Annotated in this window: 16 protein-coding genes; 13 read left to right on the forward strand and 3 right to left on the reverse strand. The window is 52.4% G+C overall.

Features of this window, described 5'->3' with window-relative positions:
* Positions 1-68: 68 nt before the first annotated feature.
* The 8 genes from NYE24_RS00090 to NYE24_RS00125 all read left to right on the forward strand — a co-directional run bounded on the left by NYE24_RS00090 (position 69) and on the right by NYE24_RS00125 (position 7,987).
* The gene (locus NYE24_RS00090; protein ID WP_036695105.1) at positions 69-527 is read left to right on the forward strand and encodes a hypothetical protein; all 459 of its coding nucleotides are present in this window, start codon (positions 69-71) and stop codon (positions 525-527) included.
* Between the two features lie 253 nt (positions 528-780).
* On the forward strand, positions 781-1,815 hold the full coding sequence (locus tag NYE24_RS00095) for an HD domain-containing phosphohydrolase (protein WP_036695104.1): 1,035 nt from the start codon (positions 781-783) through the stop codon (positions 1,813-1,815).
* 245 nt (positions 1,816-2,060) lie between these two features.
* The gene (locus NYE24_RS00100) at positions 2,061-2,801 is read left to right on the forward strand and encodes a GTP pyrophosphokinase family protein (RefSeq protein WP_036695103.1); all 741 of its coding nucleotides are present in this window, start codon (positions 2,061-2,063) and stop codon (positions 2,799-2,801) included.
* Positions 2,802-2,829: 28 nt separating this feature from the next.
* Positions 2,830-3,684 (forward strand): HAD hydrolase family protein, encoded by an 855-nt coding sequence (locus NYE24_RS00105; RefSeq protein WP_342477728.1) that lies wholly within the window; start codon positions 2,830-2,832, stop codon positions 3,682-3,684.
* On the forward strand, positions 3,681-5,306 hold the full coding sequence (locus NYE24_RS00110; protein WP_342477729.1) for a glycoside hydrolase family 9 protein: 1,626 nt from the start codon (positions 3,681-3,683) through the stop codon (positions 5,304-5,306). The genes NYE24_RS00105 and NYE24_RS00110 overlap by 4 nt, the downstream gene beginning before the upstream one ends.
* A gap of 20 nt (positions 5,307-5,326) precedes the next feature.
* Positions 5,327-6,013, forward strand: coding sequence for an HAD family hydrolase (locus tag NYE24_RS00115; protein ID WP_342477730.1), 687 nt, complete (start codon positions 5,327-5,329; stop codon positions 6,011-6,013).
* Positions 6,014-6,032: 19 nt separating this feature from the next.
* Complete coding sequence (locus tag NYE24_RS00120) at positions 6,033-6,584, forward strand: YfiT family bacillithiol transferase (protein ID WP_342477731.1); 552 nt, start codon at positions 6,033-6,035, stop codon at positions 6,582-6,584.
* Between the two features lie 641 nt (positions 6,585-7,225).
* Complete coding sequence (locus tag NYE24_RS00125) at positions 7,226-7,987, forward strand: cupin domain-containing protein (RefSeq protein ID WP_342479342.1); 762 nt, start codon at positions 7,226-7,228, stop codon at positions 7,985-7,987.
* 111 nt (positions 7,988-8,098) lie between these two features.
* Here the strand turns inward: NYE24_RS00125 and NYE24_RS00130 are convergent, their stop codons facing one another.
* The 3 genes from NYE24_RS00130 to NYE24_RS00140 form a co-directional block, all read right to left on the reverse strand.
* Positions 8,099-8,497, reverse strand: coding sequence for a MerR family transcriptional regulator (locus tag NYE24_RS00130; RefSeq protein ID WP_342477732.1), 399 nt, complete (start codon positions 8,495-8,497; stop codon positions 8,099-8,101).
* A gap of 36 nt (positions 8,498-8,533) precedes the next feature.
* Positions 8,534-9,988, reverse strand: coding sequence for a prolyl oligopeptidase family serine peptidase (locus NYE24_RS00135; protein ID WP_342477733.1), 1,455 nt, complete (start codon positions 9,986-9,988; stop codon positions 8,534-8,536).
* Between the two features lie 174 nt (positions 9,989-10,162).
* Positions 10,163-11,155 carry an acryloyl-CoA reductase gene (locus NYE24_RS00140; protein WP_342477734.1) on the reverse strand — a complete coding sequence of 331 codons (993 nt, stop codon included), beginning with the start codon at positions 11,153-11,155 and terminating at the stop codon, positions 10,163-10,165.
* Between the two features lie 134 nt (positions 11,156-11,289).
* Between NYE24_RS00140 and NYE24_RS00145 the strand changes: the two genes are divergently transcribed.
* From NYE24_RS00145 to NYE24_RS00165, 5 genes are all read left to right on the forward strand, one after another.
* Positions 11,290-11,778: a hypothetical protein gene (locus NYE24_RS00145; protein ID WP_342477735.1), complete on the forward strand. Its 489-nt coding sequence runs from the start codon at positions 11,290-11,292 to the stop codon at positions 11,776-11,778.
* Positions 11,779-11,859: 81 nt separating this feature from the next.
* A complete protein-coding gene (locus NYE24_RS00150) occupies positions 11,860-13,266 on the forward strand; it encodes an NAD-dependent malic enzyme (RefSeq protein WP_342477736.1) in 1,407 nt (468 codons plus the stop codon).
* A 214-nt stretch (positions 13,267-13,480) separates the two neighbouring features.
* The gene (locus NYE24_RS00155; RefSeq protein ID WP_342477737.1) at positions 13,481-13,720 is read left to right on the forward strand and encodes a hypothetical protein; all 240 of its coding nucleotides are present in this window, start codon (positions 13,481-13,483) and stop codon (positions 13,718-13,720) included.
* 58 nt (positions 13,721-13,778) lie between these two features.
* Positions 13,779-14,318 carry an AAA family ATPase gene (locus NYE24_RS00160; protein WP_342477738.1) on the forward strand — a complete coding sequence of 180 codons (540 nt, stop codon included), beginning with the start codon at positions 13,779-13,781 and terminating at the stop codon, positions 14,316-14,318.
* A 28-nt stretch (positions 14,319-14,346) separates the two neighbouring features.
* Positions 14,347-14,784, forward strand: a complete 438-nt coding sequence (locus NYE24_RS00165; protein ID WP_342477739.1) for a hypothetical protein — start codon at positions 14,347-14,349, stop codon at positions 14,782-14,784.
* Position 14,785: the final 1 nt, after the last annotated feature.

Genomic DNA, 14,785 nt, shown 5'->3' on the forward strand with positions numbered 1-14,785 from the left:
CCCTTGGGCAAAGTGTTGGACTGCATTAGCGATTATACTACAAATTGGACGGATGGAGGTTGAACAAGTTGACCAGAGATTCACTAGCCATAACCGACCCTATCAAGGCTCCTAAGTCTATTCAAACCTTGATAGCTATTCTGATCCCCATTATTTTTCTTTCGCTATCCCCCGGCCTCGATCCGGATAGGCATTTCTTTTTATACTACTTCAGACTGGGGTGGATAGGTGTCTGCTGCGTAGCCTTCCTCTTCATTCTCGTTAACGCGCTGCGGAAGGAAGGCCGGCTTCAGTGGGGGACGGATTCGCTTATTATTCGCAACGAGCACATCTCCGCGTCAGGGATTAAGGTCATTTACATAGATGGTCCGTTAGTAGGAATATTACCTGCAGGCAAACGGATTGTCCCGGTTAATCTCTGTTTCAGGTTCACAGAAGACACGGCAGCGGTGAGGAAGAGACTAATGAACTGGGCGGAAGAGAACGAAATTAGGCTGAAATACAAGAGATTTGTCAAATGGCTCTGAACAGAATATGGAAAGGCGTCTAAAGACAGGGATTCTATAGAACTAGATTGCTTGGAGTTTGTGACTTTCACCGGATTGTTACTTTACCGTCTGTTGACTATGATCAAGTGGAGCATAACGGAATATTCCTATCAAGCGGAAACAGCTTTGCCGTCCTTTCAAGGGCGGCATCCGTCTCAGCGAGAAATAGAAGGATAAGTTACCGTGTGAAACCTGTAAGTTCATATATTTAATACAAAAGGGGTGCTGGTACTTGAAAGTACATGTCACGGATCTGAAGCACGGTGATTGTCTCATGGCAGACACTTTCAATGGTGTAGGGCTGCACGTTCTCCCCAAGGGGACGCGTGTGGAACGGGAAGAGATTAGTATCCTGATCCGGCACAAAATTGATTATGTCGATATCGAGCAGCGCAGCGGGCTGAATACGGATGAAGAAGCTGCGCCCAGCCACGGGCTGCACGATGATTTTGATCTCGCTATTTTGAATTATGAAGCGATTTTTCTGGAAGCCTTGACGAAGGGCAGCTTCTCGCAGTCGGCAGTCGATGATACGCTGAAGCCGCTGCTGGAGACGTTGGAAGGGCAAAAGGATGTTGTCTCCCTGCTGCTCCTGTTGGACCGGGATGACATCGATACATATCACCACTCGTTACAGGTGGGCTTATTATCCTATTATATTGCTGCGTGGATGGGTTACTCCAAGGAGGAGCGCTTCTTGATCAGCCGTGCAGGCTACCTGCATGATATCGGCAAAAGCCAGGTGCCCCTGTCGATCCTGAACAAGCAGGGTCTGCTGACGGATTCCGAGAAGGATGAGCTGGCACGGCACACCTTCTATGGCTATGATCTGATCCGCGGCTCCAAAATGGACGAGGTTACCGCGCTGGTAGCCCTCCAGCATCATGAATATGAGGATGGTTCAGGCTATCCGAATCACTTGCTCAAAAAAGAGATCCATCCATACGCCCAGATTGTTTCCGTAGCCAACATCTATATGTCGCTCACCACCTCTACTGCGAACCGTCCCAAGCAGGGGCTGGTCACGGTGCTGCGCAAGGTACATGAGATGGGCTTCGGCAAGCTGAACGAGACGGTGGTGCAGGCATTGACCGGACATTTACTGCCGAGCTTCGTGGGAAAGAATGTACAGCTTAGCAACGGCGAAGTGGGCATGATCGTCATGAATAACCCGCTGGACCTCTTTAAGCCGCTGGTAAAAGTGGGCGAGAGCTTCCGGGATTTGTCGCGTGAACGCAGCCTGTCCATCGACGAAGTGGTGAACTGAATAACCGGATGAAGAGGCACTGTCCGCAGCGTCCTCTTCTAATGAACGGCCAGACTGTCCTTTTGGACGGTTTGGCTTTTTTTTATGTGCAGAAAGAAGAAAGGAGCTAGCACGCAGGAGTCCCGGTGACCGGAGGAAGGTTTGTGTTCAAGCCATAGATTGGCTATGATTAATGAGAGATGGAAGAGTTGCATAGAGATAGAGATTCTAGTCAGTCTGTGCAGCAGCATAAAGGAGAAATGAAGATGCATACCGACAACCAGTTAGAGAAATTGAAGCAGCTCAAATATGAGCTTACCCGCTTTATGATGATTTACAAGTTCGCTCTTGCCGAGATGGAGACCAAGATTGATATCCTCAAAGAGGAATTCCAGCTCCTTCACGACTATAGCCCGATTGAGCATACCAAGTCCCGGATCAAATCCCCGGAGAGCATTATGAAGAAAATGCTGCGTAAGAACAGTGAGTTGTCCCTCCCACAGATCAGAGCCAGTATTAAGGACATCGCCGGGCTGCGGATCACATGTTCGTTCATTTCGGATATTTATCAGGTTAGCGCCATGCTGCAGAAGCAGGACGATCTCAAAGTGCTTGAGGTGAAAGATTATATTAAAAACCCGAAGCCGAACGGTTATCAGAGTCTGCATCTGCTTATCGAGGTTCCCGTATTCATGTCGGACTGTCAGGAGCATGTCTGTGTTGAGGTACAGATCCGCACGATAGCTATGGATTTCTGGGCCAGTCTGGAGCATAAAATTTTCTATAAATACAGCCAGGCGGTTCCTGAGCATCTGACCCGTGAACTTAAGAATGCGGCTGACAAGGCGTACGAACTCGATGTGCAGATGGAGCGGCTGCACCGTGAAATTAAGGAAATCAAGGATTCGCAGGAGGACGAAGATCCATTCTCCGAGTTGCGGGATATGATTCTGGGCAATCAGCAGTTCAGTCTGCCGGACAACTTTGTTAAGTTGTTGAAGGAATAGAATATGGAGGGTGGCTGTTAGAAGGCGCATGCATAGAAAAGCCTACGTTACTGATCTGGATGGAACTCTGCTGAACTCGGAACAAAAGCTGTCGGCATACACTGTACAGGTGATTACAGAAGCGATGGAACAGGGAATGATTATCAGCTTTGCAACTGCAAGAGGATTTATCAGTGCTGACAGCGTAGTGGCAGATATCCCTTGGAGGTATCCGGTGATTCTTTATAATGGTGCGCTTATCTATGACAGCGTAGCACGTAGGGTGATTGACGGCTACTGGCTGGATCCCGCTATTTCCGGGGAAATTATAACGCTGGGGCGGGCTTATGGAATCACCCCTTTTCATTTTTTGCTGGATGCAACAGGCAGTGAGCGGGTGTTGTATGAAGCTCCTACCCGGACTGGTGATGTGGAGTTCTGTAATTCCCGGAAGAATGATGTGCGTTTCCGTCAGGTAGAGATGCTTGAATGTCCTGCCGGGTACCGGACCGTTGTAATGACTTTTATAGGCAAGTTGGAGGACCTGGAGCCGCTTCACCAGAAGGTGCTTGAGCGCTTTGGCGCAGAAGTTCATATTCATTTTATGAAGGATATATACATAGAGGATCATTATTTTTTGGAATTTAGCCATCCGAATGCGAATAAAAGTCAAGGGCTTAAGCTATGGGCACAGCATATGGACCTTCTTGCCACGGATATTGTGGTGTTCGGCGATCACTTGAATGATCTGGGCCTGTTCGCTGCGGCCGGGACGAGTGTTGCGGTTGAGAACGCTCAAGAGGAGCTCAAAGTAATTGCACATGTAATTACAGCATCCAATAATGATGATGGTGTAGCAGTGTTTCTCGCGGAGACTATGAACAAGGGAGCGATTACAGGATGAGTGACAAGCGTCTTCGTACCATTGCAGTGAACCAGGCGGGTTATTCAAGCGGAGGAGATAAGCTGGCTCTGTTCTCCGGTGATAACCCACGTTATCATATAATTGACATAGCAAGTGAGAATGTGGTATTCACCGGACAGACCGGGGCTTATATTGAGGATAAGCCCAGCGGCTGCCGTGTACGCAGCGGAGATTTCTCGGCGCTTACCTCACCCGGGAAGTACCGGATCGAAGGGGCGGAGGGCGAGCAGTCCGCTGCATTTGTTATTGCAGACAAGCCGTATCAGGAGCTGCAGCAGGGATTGCTGAAGGCCTTCTATTACTACCGCTGCGGCGTGGAACTTGACGGAGAGTATGCGGGAGCCTGGGGGCATAAGGCCTGCCATCTGGCAGAGGGTACAGTCATCGGCCAGCCTGGGCTGAGACTGGATAGCAGCGGAGGGTGGCACGATGCAGGAGACTACGGAAAATACTCCGGGCCGGGAGCGAAGGCCGTAGCAGATCTTCTTCTGGCCTGGGAGGTGTATCCTGCGGCATTTGCTGGTATCCATACGCTTCCAGAGAGTGACGGCAGCCTGCCAGATGTCCTGCTGGAATGCACAGTGGAGCTGGACTGGCTATTCAAAATGCAGGAGTCCGGCAGCGGCGGGGTCTACCACAAGCTGACCACGGCGCATTTCCCCGGCCTTGATGTGATGCCGGAGGAGGATACTGCGGAGCTGTATTTCTCGCCGGTCTCTGCGGCTGCTACCGGGGACTTCGCCGGGGTGATGGCTATGGCGGCGCGGATCTACAAGCCGTTCGATGAGGCATATGCGGCGCGGTGTCTGGAAGCCGCGCGGGCTGCCTGGAGCTGGCTGACTGCGCATCCGCATGTACCAGGCTTCACCAATCCGCGAGGGATTACCACGGGGGAATATGGCGATAAGGTTGACAGCGACGAGCGCTTCTGGGCAGCGGCGGAGCTATTCCGCACGACAGGAGATGAACAATTCCACAGTGCGGCGCTTGAGCTTGCCAAGCTGCCGTTCCCCAAATACAGCTTCGGCTGGGGGGATATGGGCGGCTATGGCACACTGGCATATCTGCTCATAGGGGAAGCAGGCACGGAGCCATCTCTCTATGCTGAGCTAAGGGAGGGCTTGCTGGCAGAAGCAGACCGCCTGCTGCGGCAGAGCCATGACGACGGCTACAGAATCTCGCTGCTGGAGCAGGACTATATCTGGGGCAGCAATATGCTGGTCATGAACCATGCCATGCTGCTGCTGGCAGCGGAACATTTCAGCGGGGAACAGGAATATGCTGCTTGTGCTCTGGATCATCTGCATTACCTGCTGGGCCGCAATGTGCTGGGGATCAGCTATGTGAGCGGCTTCGGCGAACATGCGGTCATGCATCCCCATCACCGCCCGTCTGTGGGCGATCATGTGGTTGAGCCGGTTCCGGGCTTGGTGGTTGGCGGTCCGGACCGGGGACTGCATGATGAATATGTGAAGGAGCATTTGCGGCGCAAACCCGCAGCCCAGTGTTACGCGGATCACGAGGACAGTTATTCTACGAACGAGGTAACGATCTACTGGAATTCACCGGCATTGTTCGTGACGGCGAGATTCAATTGCTGATCAGATAAGGAGACGGGCCCATGCAGTCATTCAAAGTGATTAGTCTGGATATGTTCCAGACCCTGGTGAATATTGAGAGCAGGCGGGCAGAGGTCTGGAGGCCGATTCTCCAGCAGAAGTTCAGTGAAGCAAGGGCACTGCAGCTCGGCAAGCAATTGCTGAGCCGTTATTATGCCGCAGCCTGCGAAGCCCGGGAGGCGGGTACTTTTATCAGTAGCAGAGAGATTTATTACAGAGGGTTTCAGAGCGTATTCCAGGAGTCCGGTTTGGATTGCGATTGTGAGCAGGCAGTGGATAACCTCTTTGCCCAACACCGGCTGTCTGAAATGTACGATGACACAGAGGCCTTCTTACAGCGCATATGCCGGGATTATCAAGTGTGCATTGTAAGTGATACAGATGATCTAATGCTTCCTGAGTTCTACCGAAATTATCCCATCGCGCTGTTCACCTCTGAGACGTATCAGTCATATAAGAATGACACGCATAACCGTATGTTTACTGAGGTGATAACCCATTATGGGGTGGAGCCGGAGCAAATTATCCACATTGGAGACTCTGCGTCAGATATTCTCGGAGCAGCCAGAGCCGGAATCAAATCCTGCTGGCTCAACCGGAACGGTCAGCCCTGGGAGCTTGAAGTCAAGCCGGATGTTACAGCGGGAACACTGGAAGAGGCCTATGAGCTGATATCCAGAGAACAATAACAAAGGAGCCGTGAGCGAAATGAACGACAATGTGGACGAGCAGGAGCTGGAATTGTTAAAATACCCGATTGGAAGATTCGCCGCTAAGGGGAACCGGACAGCAGAGGTGCGGGAAGAATCGGTTGCGGTCTTTAGGCGGTTGGCAGAGGAGCTGCGGGCAGCAGTCCAGCCGCTAACGGCGGAACAGCAGCATACCCCTTACCGGCCGGGCGGCTGGACCGTGATTCAGGTCGTGCATCATCTCGCCGATACGGGCATGTATGCGTACCTCCGCTTCAAGCGTGGACTGACGGAGGAAGCGCCGCTGGTTCCAAGCTACAGACAGGATCTGTGGGCGGAACTGAGCGATTCTTCCAACGAACCGGTGGAATCCTCACTCCAGCTCATCGGACTGCTTAACCGCAGATTCGCGACCTTACTGGAGTCCTTGCAGCCTGAGGATTATGACCGGACCTTCGTAAGCGGCGGTCTTGGTGAGATGACACTGGATACTGCAGTGGAGAGGTACATCTGGCACAGCCGCCATCATATCGCGCAGATTACAACATTGATCCAGCGAAGCGGCTGGTAAGTAGTAACTTTGTTTTACCATGAACAGACGGAGAGGGTGTGTACCCTCCGTCTTTTTATTTTGTCCGCCGGAAAAGGGTGTGGAGGCCCGACGAGTATACGAGGAGTCTGGAATGTATGCGGAAAACAGCATACATTCGGGTGGATACGGGGCCTCTGGTTAAAATGTATGCGGAAAACGGCATACATATGGGCAGCTACGAGGTTCCGGGCAAAATGTATGCGGAAAACGGCATACATTCGGGCAGATACGAGACTCCCAGGCCAAATGTATGCGGAAAATAGCATACATATGGGCAGCTACGAGGTTCCGGGCAAAATGTATGCGGAAAACGGCATACATTTTGGCGGGTACGAGGCTCCCGGGCAAAGTGTATGCTGAAAAACAGCATACAATAGCATGGGAGGCTGCGGGGCAGGTGAGACATTGCTCCTTTTATGGTTGAAGCTCCATCCAGCGCCTGCCCATCCCACCTATCCATTGTCGAATCGACCTGTCCAGCTAATTATTCCGCTTAAGAGGCAAATTTACTGTGCGGCGGAGCTATTCATCGTCACCTGGGCATGGGCGGATACATATCCTATAACCAGAACGATAAAAAAACGGCCCCGAGGAAAGGACGGATATGTGTGACCTCTTATATGGACTATACGTCGCCCAATACACAGTTTACGTTTGATATGAATGGCAACACCTTATTCAAGAAGGATGACTGCAATTATATCAACGTACTGGGTATCAAAAATCTGAACACCCTGGAGAATACTTCGCTGCTCGATATCTATCTCAGCAGATCCAATGTGGTCGAGCCGCATTATCATCAAAATGCCGCTGAGCTGGTCTATTGTATCTCGGGCGCGGCAGTGGTGTCACTGATCAACCCGTTTACGAACGAGTTGCTGCATTTTCCGATCACTCCGGGTCAGGTTGCCAATGTGCCGCAGGGCTGGTGGCATTATGAAGTGGCCACGATGGATTGCACCCATCTGCTGGCGATCTTCGATGCCCCTACACCGGAGGTCATCCTCGGTTCGGATCTTCTGAGCCTAACCCCGGCTAATGTGTTGGCACATACCTATTGCCTTAATGAAGCGCTGGTTAAGGAAGCACTCGCTCCGGTGAAGCCTCAGACCTTCATTGGTCCGCCTGCGGATTGCTGTCCCCCTGCGAAGGCGGCAGCCGAGAATATGAAGGGAACCCACATCGCTCCTGCCAATATGGCGCCGATGATGGCTAATGCGAACATGCAGCCTTACAAGCACCAGCAGCAGGCTCCGCAATCCTTCGGATACCAGCCGATGGCGGTACATGGTTATTATGCGCAGCCATATGCCCAGCCCTACCGCCAGCAGCAATACGTCCAGGCTACTCCGCAAGCTGTACATGAGGCTGGAACCGAATAACAGAATCCAAACAGCACCAACGGCAGCGTATTCTGTGAATACAGAATGACGCCGCCGTTTTTTTTGCGAATATAAGAACTTATATGTTTCACATTATAACTTAGCTTGTCTTCAGTGATTCTTATCTGGAACCTGGAAGGAATGCAGATAATTCTGAATATCCTCCTGCGGGGTCTCGAGCAGACCGGCCAGCATGCTTTGAATAGCATACAGGGCCGCAACCTTTTCGTCGATTTCGGTGATTTTGTCGCGGACGAGTTCCTTCAAGGTCTCTTCATCCATCTTCGAGCCGAGCAGGGCAAGCGCAGCCTGGATTTCTTTCAGTGAATAACCCAGTACTTTGGCATCCTTGATGAACTTCAGCTTCACCAGATAATCTGCAGAGTAGATCCGGTATCCCTTAGCGGTCCGCTCCGGGACTGGCAGGATGCGGTTGTCTTCATAGTAACGGATGGTTGCCGCACTCAGCCCCGCCTGCCGCGCCAGCTCACCACGGGTCATTCCCTTCATTTGGCATTCCTCCTGTATTCGATATCTATCTACTTCCTATGGTCGCTTGTGCGTGAAGGCCGGGTCAAAGGTTACTTCCGGGTATTCGGCCGAAGGACCGTTCAGCAGCACCTGCGGCTCATTTAGCAGATACTGATCGAAGAATGACCGGACATAGGTTCTGCTTATATCTACAGTATGCACCGGATCAAGGCCGTTGGCGAATAAGGAGGGCGACAGCAGGGCTATATCCGTAAAACTCTGGTGAATGAAATGATCCACTGTCAGATAATAGGTATCCCTGGTGCTGCGGCTCATAACCGAATTCAGATCCGGTGTGAACTCTTCATAGATCAGGGGATCTGTGTTCGCTTCGGGATGCGCAAGATTCTGCGCAGTCGTGCCGGACATCACGTACATAAAAGGCTGCGTCAGCCCTTCATGGGCAACCTTGCCCCAGAACCCGCCTTCCAGACTGACACCTGCCTTAAACCGTTTGTCTTGGGCTAAAGCTTCGGCCGTTGTTGCCCCTCCATAGGAATGGCCGAGAATCCCCGTACGGCTAAGATCCAGCCTGCCCTGGAACAATCCATTCGGGTCCTGTACATTCCATGCGGTCAGGGTGTCGAGTACAAAGCTGGCGTCTGCTGCACGGATGGCAATTCCGCTCACATTATAGTTGTAGAGCTCTGCGGAAGTATCGAACTTCGGATCAGGCACGTAGTAGACCGAAGCGCCGTCCGGGTAAGTGACCTTGGCTGAGGTATAAGGATGATCCATCCCTACGACAATATAGCCGTGGCTGACCAATTCTTCGATAATCGACATACTCTGAAATCTGGTGGAGCGGATACCTGGCGAGAACAGCAGGACCGGATAGCTGGCTTCGTGTGCCGAGAGCTTCACTCCGTCTGCAACATGAGTCGGAATATAGGTGACATGGCTGAATAGCAGCTTCGGCAATCCGAATACAAGGCTAATCGCTTCGCCCAGTGCAGAGGGGTAATGCTCCTTAGGCTTGCCCTCAGTCTGATCAGGATCGGCTGGATACCATACATTAACCATCAGCTTCCGTTTGCCGCCTTCCTCAGCGCTCAGCGTCTCGTTACGCTGCTCATCGATAAGCTCGCGTGCGATCGTTCCGATGGCATATTGCCCAGTTGGCTCGGGTTGCGTGAACATCGGGAGCAGTCTGGACGTATAGACGGATACTCCTGCAAGAAGGAGGATGAATATCAGCAGCAGACTCTTCCATAGCTTCGGATACCGCTTAGGCTGGCCCGTCCGGGGATGCCTCACAAGTCTGAATCCAAGTATGGTCAACAGCCCGGGCGCTGCGGCGTAGGCTGGAGCCATCTGGATCCGGTAATTCTCCAGCACCCCATGCAGCATCAAAGCTATAACGACAGCCAGCAGCATGAAGGCATCCAGCCTCCGGTTTTTCTTGGTCCCTATCATTCCTGCTGTAACAGCCAGAATCACCACAATGACTACAATCTCAAATATTCTCATTTGTACTCCCTCCATACTCTATTCATCTGGAACAATTAGAGTATAAAGGTTGAAGTATACTTCAAGGTCAAGGCATGATTTAATATGCCGGGCACATATGCAAAAAAAGACGGCAGCCCGTTCCGGATTCGGAAGCGAACTGCCATCCCAACTGCTGACACTCGTCATGTGAGACTAAGATAAGCGGACAAGCACGCGGCCCCGGGTGCCTGACTGGAGAATATCCTGAAGCGCAGCAGGCAGCTCAGTCAGCGAAATCTCACGGTCTACCAGCGTATCCAGCACCGCAGGCTTCATGTCGCCTGCCATGCGCTGCCAGAGCTTGGCCCGTTTCTCCATAGGGCAAGCTACGGAATCGATGCCGAGCAGACTGACTCCGCGCAGGATAAACGGCAGGACGGTGGTCGGGACAGCCGTGCCTGCGGTTAAGCCGCTTGCGGCCACTGCACCGCCGTAGGCGATTTTGCTCAGGACAGCAGCCAGCGGGGCGCCCCCGACTGAATCTACTGCTGCCTGCCAGAGCTGCTTGTCCAGCGGCTTCACCGCACTGCCCGAGACCTCTTCGCGGGAGATGACCTCGGCAGCACCCAGCGCCTGCAGATACCCGGCTTCATCCGTTCTGCCGGTACTGGCTGTGACCTGATAGCCCAGCTTCGCCAGGATGGCGGTTGCTGCACCTCCAACACCGCCGGTGGCACCGGTGACGAGCACTTTTCCCTGATCAGGGGTCATGCCTTGTGCTTCCAGCGCCTGAACAGACAGCGCCGCCGTGAATCCGGCCGTGCCGTAGATCATTGCTTCCCGCAGCGTCAAGCCTTCCGGCAGTTCAATCACCCAGTCCGCAGGGATGCGGGCGTATTCGCTGAAGCCGCCGAAATGGGAGACACCGATCCCATAGCTGGTGGCAAGGACAGACTGGCCTTCGCGGAACCGGCTGTCCTTCGATGAGACTACCGTCCCTGACAGGTCAATCCCCGGAATGAACGGATAATTTCGCACAATATTCCCATTCGGGATGCTTGCCAGCCCGTCTTTATAGTTTACACTGGAATAAGCTACTTTAATTAACACTTCACCGGCAGGCAGTTCCTCCAGGGATACCGGTCTAACCTCTACGGAGAATGGTTCTGTCTTGTCCACTACCAATGCTTGAAAAGAGTTCGTCATAACTTCTCGCTCCTAATCCATGCTGTATTGTTCTTAAATAAGAATTCATAGGCTTCGTGCCATTACTATTGTGCCCTGTCAACTAAGGAAACACAATGATATTCAACACTAAATGGTTACAAAGGAGCGTTCATATGAGAGTGAAATTGCATAAAACCGTGCTTACCGCAGCAATTTGTCTCGTTCTGGGCGGGGGAGCACTGTACGTATCTGCTTCATCCGATCCCGGCCCAGTACACCGGTTGCGGCTAAGTGAGGATGAGCCTGCGCGGTATCTGCAAGGGCTTGCGGCTGTGACTCTGGATCAGCTGGAGCTGACGCTGGGTGATCAGAGCCGTCCGGGTAATTATATCAGTATCCCTAATCATACAGAGCTGCTATGGAAGAAGCCGGTGCAGACACCGGCAGGTGAAGGGGAACTGATCAAGTTCATACAGGAGGGGAGTGCGGTCTATCCTGCTCCTGGAGTTACTTATTATTGGCTCTGTTATCAGCGTCCCGGCAAGAGTGACAGCGATGATACGGTCACCTACTATATAGAAGCGAAAGTATTGGGGCAAGATGAAGAAGCGGCCGAGGATGAGCTGTTAAAGCTTGCTGAGAATTGGGAAATTCCCGGTTAACCCGGATTTAATTGTGAACAACATGTGAACTGTAGTATATTGAGGATAGAATTCATTCGTCTGATGAGGGAGGCATACTCTATGTCCATTGCAACAACGATGATTATCCGGCTTGAAATCCGTAAGGCCGAAGCTTCTTTTGGCGATGTGGCGTCCAGGCTGGCAGCAGCCGGCGGCGATATTGTAGCGATTGATGTTATCCGTGGCGGCAAGGATGTGACGACCCGTGACCTGACTGTGAATGTGCAGGATGCGGCGAATGAAGAGATTATAAGCGTGCTGAAGAATATGCCAGGGATCAAAGTCATCAATGTCTCTGACCGCACCTTCCTGGCCCATCTCGGCGGCAAAATCGAAGTCACCCCGAAGATGCCGATCAAGAACCGGGAGGATCTGTCACTGGTGTATACACCCGGTGTGGCGCGTGTCTGTACGGCGATTGCCGAAGATCCGTCCAAGGCGTATTCCCTGACGATGAAAAGAAATACGGTAGCTGTCGTCACCGACGGCACCGCAGTGCTGGGGCTTGGCGATATCGGACCGGAGGCGGCGATGCCGGTCATGGAGGGTAAGGCCATGCTGTTCAAGCAGCTGGCAGATATTGACGGGTTCCCGCTGTGTCTGAACACCAAGGACCCGGAAGAAATCATTCAGATTGTGAAAGCGGTTGCTCCCGGCTTCGGTGGGATTAATCTGGAGGACATCAGCTCTCCGCGCTGCTTCGAGATTGAACGGCGGCTGTCGGCGGAGCTGGATATTCCGGTCTTTCACGATGATCAGCACGGAACGGCCGTAGTTGCGCTGGCCGGTCTGCTGAATGCGCTCCAGGTTGTCGAGAAGTCGATTGCAGACTCCAGAATCGTTGTCGTCGGCATCGGTGCGGCAGGCGTATCGGTCTGCCGTCTGCTGCTGGCTGCGGGGGCGAAGCAGCTCTATGCAGTAGACAAGGAGGGGATACTGAACCGGAACGAATCCTACACCAATGCTGAATGGAGCTGGCTGGCCGAAGCCACGAATCCTGAGAATCTGAGCGGAGGACTGGATGAGGCGGTGCGCGGAGCAGATGTCTTCATCGGTGTATCCAGAGGAGGGATTTTGCAGGTTAGCCATCTGCAGAGCATGGCCCAGGACAGCATCGTGTTCGCTATGGCTAATCCGACCCCGGAGATTGAACCGGATCTGGCGGAGCCTTACGTCCGGGTGCTGGCAACCGGCAGAAGTGATTACCCTAACCAGATTAATAACGTGCTGTGTTTTCCGGGGATTTTCCGCGGGGCGCTCGACTGCCGGGCGAAGACGGTGAATCTGGAGATGAAGCTGGCAGCGGCGCAGGCCATTGCAGCAGTGGTCCACCCGGATGAGCGGAATGAGCAATATATTATTCCGAGCATTTTCAACGAGAAGGTCGTGGAACAGGTACGTCTGGCTGTCATCCGGGCAGCGATCGCTACCGGCATCGCCCGGCGCATCCCGCCGGATGTGAGCTGAACGGGAATCATTAACCGGAACAGCTCTGGATAAGGGCAAGGTGAACAAGCTGCGGCCTTGGGGCTGCGGCTTGGTTTGCGTCTGCTTTTGCGAAAAAGTATATAGTTGGCAAATATAGAAGCCAGGATGCCAGGGTCAGGGAGTGATAGGTTCTGGACTACGGCTTACGCCGGTGCTTAAGGGAGAGGTGTGAGATACGTCTGGCAGGAATTAGATGGATTTTGTACACTTGCTGCTGGCCATTGGGGGCATGGCAGGGCAACAATTGGATAAACAACACTTAAATATCGTGATTCAAGTAAAGTGTTCAAAAGCTGAGTTAACAGTTGTGCTTTTTCCACTTGTTTCCTGGGAATTCCCGAAATTCGAGAAATTAAGATGCGTTTATCCACTTGCTTCCAGCTGGGGGGGGGCGGCGAGCTCTTCAGTGGCAGGCTACGCTGTTTATATATAAGGAGCAGCATGGTAAAATATACAAATGAATACAATGATTCTTTCAGTCAGGAGGGCTTATGTACCGCAGAATTCATATTATGGGAGCTTCCGGGGCAGGAACGACTACCTTGGGCAAGGCGCTGGCGGCGAGGCTTCCGCATGTACATCTGGATAGTGACGATTATTTCTGGGAGCAGAAGTACACGAAGCAAAGTGTTGTGGCAGAGCGTCTAAGCAAATTGCAGGCAGATATGGAGCAGAATGAGCCGTGGATTCTGTCCGGTGCGGTCTGCGGCTGGGGGGATTCGCTGCGGGATACCTTTGATCTGGTGGTTTTCCTGTGGATTCCTGAGCAGGTTCGTCTGGAACGTCTGCGGGCGCGGGAGTATGAACGATACGGTGATGAGGGTCTGCCGGGCGGAGATAAATATAAGGATGTACAAGAGTTTATGGCTTGGGCGGCACTGTATGATACGGCAGGACCGGAGGTCCGCAGCCGGACGCTGCATGAGGAATGGATGGCCGGGCTAAGCGGTGATCTGCTGCGGCTGGAAGGGGATCTTACGGTGGAGGAACGGGTGGAGGCAGTACTGCAAAACCTATCCCGTTCAAGCTAATGTATTTAATGGGAAAAGGGGGCTGACTATGAAGAAAATACTGCGTGCGCTGCTGCTTCCGGCAATTCTGCTACTCCTACTAACGTCCTGCAATACGGAAACGACCTATTTCAACTATACCTTCAAGGGCGAGGGGGACACCTGGTCGGGTGTCTATAAGCAGGAGGCCAGCCAGAAGCTGATTACCAAAAAGAACAAAGTAACCAGTGAAAGCTCTAAGCGGTATAACTTAGTACTGCGCTACAAAGGCGACCAGTCTGATCTCGAAGAGATTAAACAGATGAAATATACGTTTAAAGCTAAGCATAGCAGCGGCAGCCAGATAATCGAAGGACCTGTGGCGGTGGCAATGCTGAAAATGAGTGCTTCTGGAAATGGATCTGTTGAGAAAGAGGACTCCGTCATTAAAGTCACTGTCGAGTGGGACGGGAAGAGTGAGGAGTTTGAACTCAAGAATGAGAAGTAGG

Source organism: Paenibacillus sp. FSL H7-0350, assembly GCF_038593195.1.
Classification (GTDB): Bacteria; Bacillota; Bacilli; order Paenibacillales; family Paenibacillaceae; genus Paenibacillus_AQ.